Origin of the sequence: Longimicrobium sp. (genome assembly GCF_036280135.1) — a bacterium.
GTDB lineage: Bacteria > Gemmatimonadota > Gemmatimonadetes > Longimicrobiales > Longimicrobiaceae > Longimicrobium.
In genome coordinates this window covers 1-5,063 of sequence record NZ_DASURI010000605.1, presented here as the reverse complement: position 1 = coordinate 5,063, position 5,063 = coordinate 1, and the positions used below count along the sequence as shown (strand labels likewise).

Annotated in this window: 4 protein-coding genes; 2 read left to right on the top strand and 2 right to left on the bottom strand. The window is 71.2% G+C overall.

What is annotated here, in order from left to right:
• Positions 1–736 (bottom strand): NRDE family protein (locus VFZ20_RS19565; protein ID WP_329685619.1); only part of this gene is annotated, 736 nt, incomplete at its 3' end.
• Positions 737–853: 117 nt separating this feature from the next.
• On the opposite strand from VFZ20_RS19565, the gene VFZ20_RS19560 reads away from it, so the two are divergent.
• Together VFZ20_RS19560 and VFZ20_RS19555 are read left to right on the top strand one after the other, a co-directional pair.
• Positions 854–1,648: an alpha/beta hydrolase gene (locus VFZ20_RS19560; RefSeq protein ID WP_329685618.1), complete on the top strand. Its 795-nt coding sequence runs from the start codon at positions 854–856 to the stop codon at positions 1,646–1,648.
• Positions 1,645–2,499 carry a metallophosphoesterase family protein gene (locus VFZ20_RS19555; RefSeq protein ID WP_329685617.1) on the top strand — a complete coding sequence of 285 codons (855 nt, stop codon included), beginning with the start codon at positions 1,645–1,647 and terminating at the stop codon, positions 2,497–2,499. The genes VFZ20_RS19560 and VFZ20_RS19555 overlap by 4 nt, the downstream gene beginning before the upstream one ends.
• A 566-nt stretch (positions 2,500–3,065) precedes the next feature.
• On the opposite strand, the gene VFZ20_RS19550 is transcribed toward VFZ20_RS19555, so the two are convergent.
• Positions 3,066–4,526 (bottom strand): MFS transporter, encoded by a 1,461-nt coding sequence (locus VFZ20_RS19550; protein ID WP_329685616.1) that lies wholly within the window; start codon positions 4,524–4,526, stop codon positions 3,066–3,068.
• Between the last annotated feature and the right edge of the window lie 537 nt (positions 4,527–5,063).

The window sequence follows — 5,063 nt, the reverse complement described above, 5'->3', positions numbered from 1 at the left end:
CCGGCCGCACCGACCGCTCCACGAGCCGCGCCTCGCCGTCGCGCGCGAGGGTGAGCACGGTGCTGGCGCGGGTGCCGTAGACGTCGCTGCGGATGAACGGCGGCGACAGCAGGCGCTCGCGGTCCATCCCCACGCCCGTGTCCGGCAGCGCGTCGTCCGCGGCGATCACGCGGTCCGCCAGCATCTCCCACAGGCCCGACTCCCAGCCGTCCGCGGCGGCGCCATCCGCGCGCCGGAGCGCATCCGCCAGGGCCGCCTTGGCGCGCACCACCTTGGGCCAGGGCGTGTCCAGCAGCGCGTTGCTCAGCCCGTACACGCCCGGTTCCAGCCGCCGCACGCCCGGGGCCCGGTTGGAGAGGTAGAACAATCCGCCGTCATCCCCCACCAGCAGGTTGAAGACGTTGTACGCCGCCGCCCGCGCCAACAGGTCGTGCGCGTACGCCTCCGCCTCCGCCGATCCGCGCAGGAAGTCGGCGACGAGGGCGCCGCGGGAGGGCGCGCCGGCCCGCTGCGCCAGGCCGGGGTCGCGGTAGTTGGTGACGGCGGCAAAGCGGCCGGCGCGGGTGACGCCCATCCACGTGCCGCCCTCGCGCAGGTCGCGCCCGGCGAGCACGTCCGGCGCATCCGTCCACCAGTCCGCGGGGGCGGCGGGGCGGTCGTAAAGCTCGTCGCGGTTGGCGGCCACCACCAGGCGAAAGGCGGGGTGCGCGTTCCAGGCGAATGCGATCAGGCACATGGCTGGGCGTGATTCGTGAAACCTTCCGAAGATCCGAACGCGTACGGGGTTGCGGAGTATCAAGGGATCCTCCGCCCCCCGGAGGACTTCAGTACCCCTGAACCGCGCTGCCGACGCATGCTGGCCTACCGTCGACACTTTCTTTCCCCCGACCACGAGTGGGTCGTCTTCGTGCACGGGGCGGGCGGAAGCTCGTCCATCTGGTACCGGCAGGTAAAGGAGTTCCGCAAGAACTTCAACGTACTGCTGGTGGATTTGCGCGGCCACGGCGACTCGCAGCCGCCCGTGCTGCTGCCGTACGAGGGTGACCGCTACACCTTCGACGCCCTGTCGCGCGAGATCCTGGAGGTGCTGGACCACGAGAAGATTCCCTCCGCCCACTTCGTGGGCATCTCGCTGGGGTGCATCCTCATCCGGGCCATCGGCGAGATGGCGCCGGAGCGGGTGAAGAGCATGGTGATGGGCGGCGCCATCATCCGGCTGAACCTGCGCTCGCGCGTGCTGGTGGCGCTGGGCAACGCGTTCAAGCGGGTGATGCCGTACATGTGGCTGTACCGGCTGTTCGCGTGGATCATCATGCCGCGCAGCCGCCACCGGGAGTCGCGCACGCTGTTCGTCACGCAGGCCAGGCGGCTGTGCCAAAAGGAGTTCATCCGCTGGTTCCGGCTCACGTACGAGGTCAATCCGCTGCTGGTGAAGCTGTTCGAGCAAAAGGAGCTGCCCATCCCCACCCTTTACGTGATGGGGGACGAGGATTACATGTTCCTGCCCCCCGTGAGCCGGATGGTGGAGCGGCACACGGCGTTCAGCCGCCTCGAAGTCATTCCCGCATGCGGACACGTGGTGAACGTAGACCGGCCGGAGCACTTCAACTCCGTCTCGATGGACTTCATCCGCGCCGCCGCGGCGTGACGCGCGCCGCGGCCGTGCTGGCGCTGGGCCTGCTGGCGGCGTGCGGCGGGCACGACTGGGACGACACGTCCATCGTGGCCGCGGGCGACATCGCCAGCTGCTTCTGGCGAGGCGACGAGGCCACGGCGCGGCTGCTGGACGAGATCCCCGGCGTGGTGGTCACGCTGGGCGACAACGTGTACCCCAGCGGCACGGACCGCGAGTTCCGGCAGTGCTACGCGCGCTCGTGGGGCCGCCACCTGGACCGCACGCGGCCCTCCGTGGGCAACCACGAGTACAAGACGAAGGACGCGGCCGGCTACTTCAACTACTTTGGCGAGCGGGCGGGGCCGCGCGGCAAGGGGTGGTACAGCTTTGACCACGAGGGCTGGCACCTGATCGCCCTCAACAGCGACGAGCCGCTCAAGCGCGGGTCGGAGCAGTACGCGTGGCTGGTGGATGACCTGCGCCGCCACCGCGACACGCGCTGTACGCTGGCGTTCTACCACCATCCGCGCTGGAGCAGCGGCAAGCACGGCGGCGCGGACCGCGTGATGGACGCGTACCGCGCGCTGTACGACGGCGGGGTGGACGTGGTGCTTTCCGGCCACGATCACCACTACGAGCGGTTCGCGCCGCTGGACCCGGTGGGGCGGGTGGACGAGGAACGCGGCATCCGCAGCTTCGTGGTGGGGACGGGCGGCGCGCCGTCGTACGACATGCCCGGCGAGCGCCGGCCCCACAGCGAGGCCATCGCCGACGAGGTGCGCGGCGTGCTGCGGATGAAGTTCCACCGCGACAGCTACGAGTGGGAGTTCGTGCCCATCCCGGGGCGGCGGTTCGAGGATTCGGGGCGGGGGGAGTGCCACTGACTGCTGTTGAACCGCGGGGTAGAGGGGACGGGTTACAGGGTACAGCCTGCAACCACACGCGAGGCCGGGGCTCCCGATTGGGGGCGCCGGCCTTTTGCGTTGGGGGAGGCCGGCGATCGGACGCGGGTCCCGGCCGGAGCGGGTAAACCCGCCGCAGGGACCGCGGTAAGCCCCGTCTCGCGCCGACGCGCTCTGCGAACGAGGCTTCAACCGACCGGACCGCTGCCCCGGTGCACACGCGGCGGCACTTGCTCGGGCAGTTCGCGCAGGCGGACTTCGCGAGTTTCCAGCGGCGAATTCATTCGCTCTGGACAGCGCGAGGCGCACCGTGGTGCACCCCGACGGCGCCCGGCACGAGCTGTCGGCGAAGGCCGACATCTCGGGTTCAGAGCCGCGAATTCGCGCGCCGCGTGGCTGGGGGGGAGGGCCCGCGCCTCTCCTCGTGCATTCCCTCACCCCCTGAACAAACCAACCTCCCCCGGGGGTTTTTTGGGGGAGGTCGCGAGGAACGAGCGGGTGGGGGCGCTGCGGGGGCTCAGCCCCGCTGCAGTGGCTTCGGCTGGGTACTATCCTCCATCCGCCGCGGCGGGGCTCGGAGCAGGCGCGGGGGCGGCGCGGGACGCGCGGGTGCGATCGCGGTCGATGCCGAAGGTGAGGAACAGCGTCGCCAGCACGAGCGTGGCGCTGCCCCAGAACGGATAGCTGGTGCCCAGCGCGTCCCAGGCCCAGCCGGACGCGATGGGCGCCATCACCCGCGCCACGCCGCCGTAGCTCTGCTGCACGCCCATCACCACGCCGCGCTCCCGCGGGTCGATCACGTGCGACAGCAGCGCCGTCACGCAGGGAAAGGTGAACGCCGTCCCCAGCGGCATCAGGGTGAGCACGGCCGCCAGCGCCAGGTAGCGGTACTGCAGCCCGAACCGGTCGGGGATGGCGATCACGGCGGGATCCGGGTCGTGCCACAGCACCCACGCCAGGGCGGCCGCCACGATGCCGCCCATGATGCCCATCAGCCGAAGCCGCTCGCCGGGCTCCATCAGCCGCGCCAGGCGCAGCAGCCCCGCGATGAGCAGCGCCGCCACGACGGCGGCCACGATGCGCAGGTCCAGGCTCCCGGACCATCCGCCGCCCGGCGGGTTGACCGTCGTTCCGCCGCCCAGGCGCCAGGTAAGCGGCATCAGCAGCAGCCCCACGCCCAGCACCGTCTGGCCCACGCGCGCCAGCCTGGCCTCGCCCAGCCAGTCCACCATCCGCCCCAGCACCAGCGCCCGGGCGATCACGGACAGGGTGCCGTTCCACATGAATACCCAGCCCACGGTGTGCTCCGTAAAGCCGAAGTGCCGGGCCAGGAACAGCGCCAGGATGCTCGTGAACCCCGTGAACGCCCCCATGCCGATGGCGTAGATCCAGATCAGCCGGGGCGCGGCCTCGCCGGGGTGCGTGAGCACGTCGAGCACCACCTCGCGCGAGCGGCGCGGCGCCGCGCGCGTCTCGCCGGGCTTTACGGCCGCGAGCGACTCGTGCAGGAACGCCCACGCGAAGATCATGTTCACCACGCACAGCCCCGCCGCCAGCAGACCCGGCGACCGGGGGCCGAACTGCAGGCTGGCCGACCCCAGCACGGGCCCGATGGCCACGCCGGCGTTGGTGGCGGCCGAAAGCCAGCCCAGGCTCTTTGCGCGGTCCTTGGGCTCCGTGGAATCCGCCACGTACGCCTGGATGACGCCCACCGTGCCGCCGCCGGCGCCCTGCACCAGGCGCGACGCCAGCAGGATCCACAGCGACTCGGCGTGGGCGAAGATGACGTACGCGATGGCCGCCGCGCCCAGCCCCACCAGGAGCGCGGGGCGGCGGCCGTAGCGGTCGCTCACGCGCCCCCACAGCGGCGCGCTGACCAGCTGGGCGAGGGAAAAGGCCGAGACGAGGATGCCCACCCACAGCCCGCCGCCGCCCATGCGCTCGGCGTAGAACGGCAGGAGCGGGATGACCATGAGCAGGCCCACCATGTCCACGAACGCCGTGATCATCAGGACGGCGAGCTTGCTCAGACGGTCCTCACGCGGGCTTGAAGTGGTGCTGCTGTCGGCGGATGCCGATGGAGGCAAAAACGTACCGGCGCCGCACAGGTGCGTCAACGCCGGGCGTCTCCGCTCACGGGACGCTAACCATCGGCGGGACGCCGCGTGGTCCCGATCCGGACCGGAGACCCGATTCCTGAGAGGGGTGTTGCCAAACCTCGGGCTCGAAAGCGTCATCCTGGGGAGCCGCCGCGCGATGGCCTGCCTGGGCTTCGGTCGCGCCAGAGTTCTGCGCGCGTTCACGCTACGCGCGGCGCTCCCTCACAGCGGTTCTCGAGTGGGTGTAGAGCCGTTTCTCACCCGTGCTGTCATTCTGAGGTCGGCCGGCGCCGGCTGAGACTGTCCCGTCGCGTGGTGCATTGGGCGCCGGCCGGCCGAAGAATCTGGTTGCCGGAGTGCAGGGTCCCGCCCGCGCGCTGAGTTCGCGCGAGGAGTCCAGCACGGGCGAGGTCTGTGCGCGGCCCGACCAGATTCTTCGGTCGGAAG

Excerpts from the sequence above, each read along its gene's own strand:
- VFZ20_RS19550 (WP_329685616.1), bottom strand. The coding sequence starts at position 4,526 with ATGATCACGGCGTTCGTGGACATGGTGGGCCTGCTCATGGTCATCCCG.
- VFZ20_RS19560 (WP_329685618.1), top strand. The coding sequence starts at position 854 with ATGCTGGCCTACCGTCGACACTTTCTTTCCCCCGACCACGAGTGGGTC.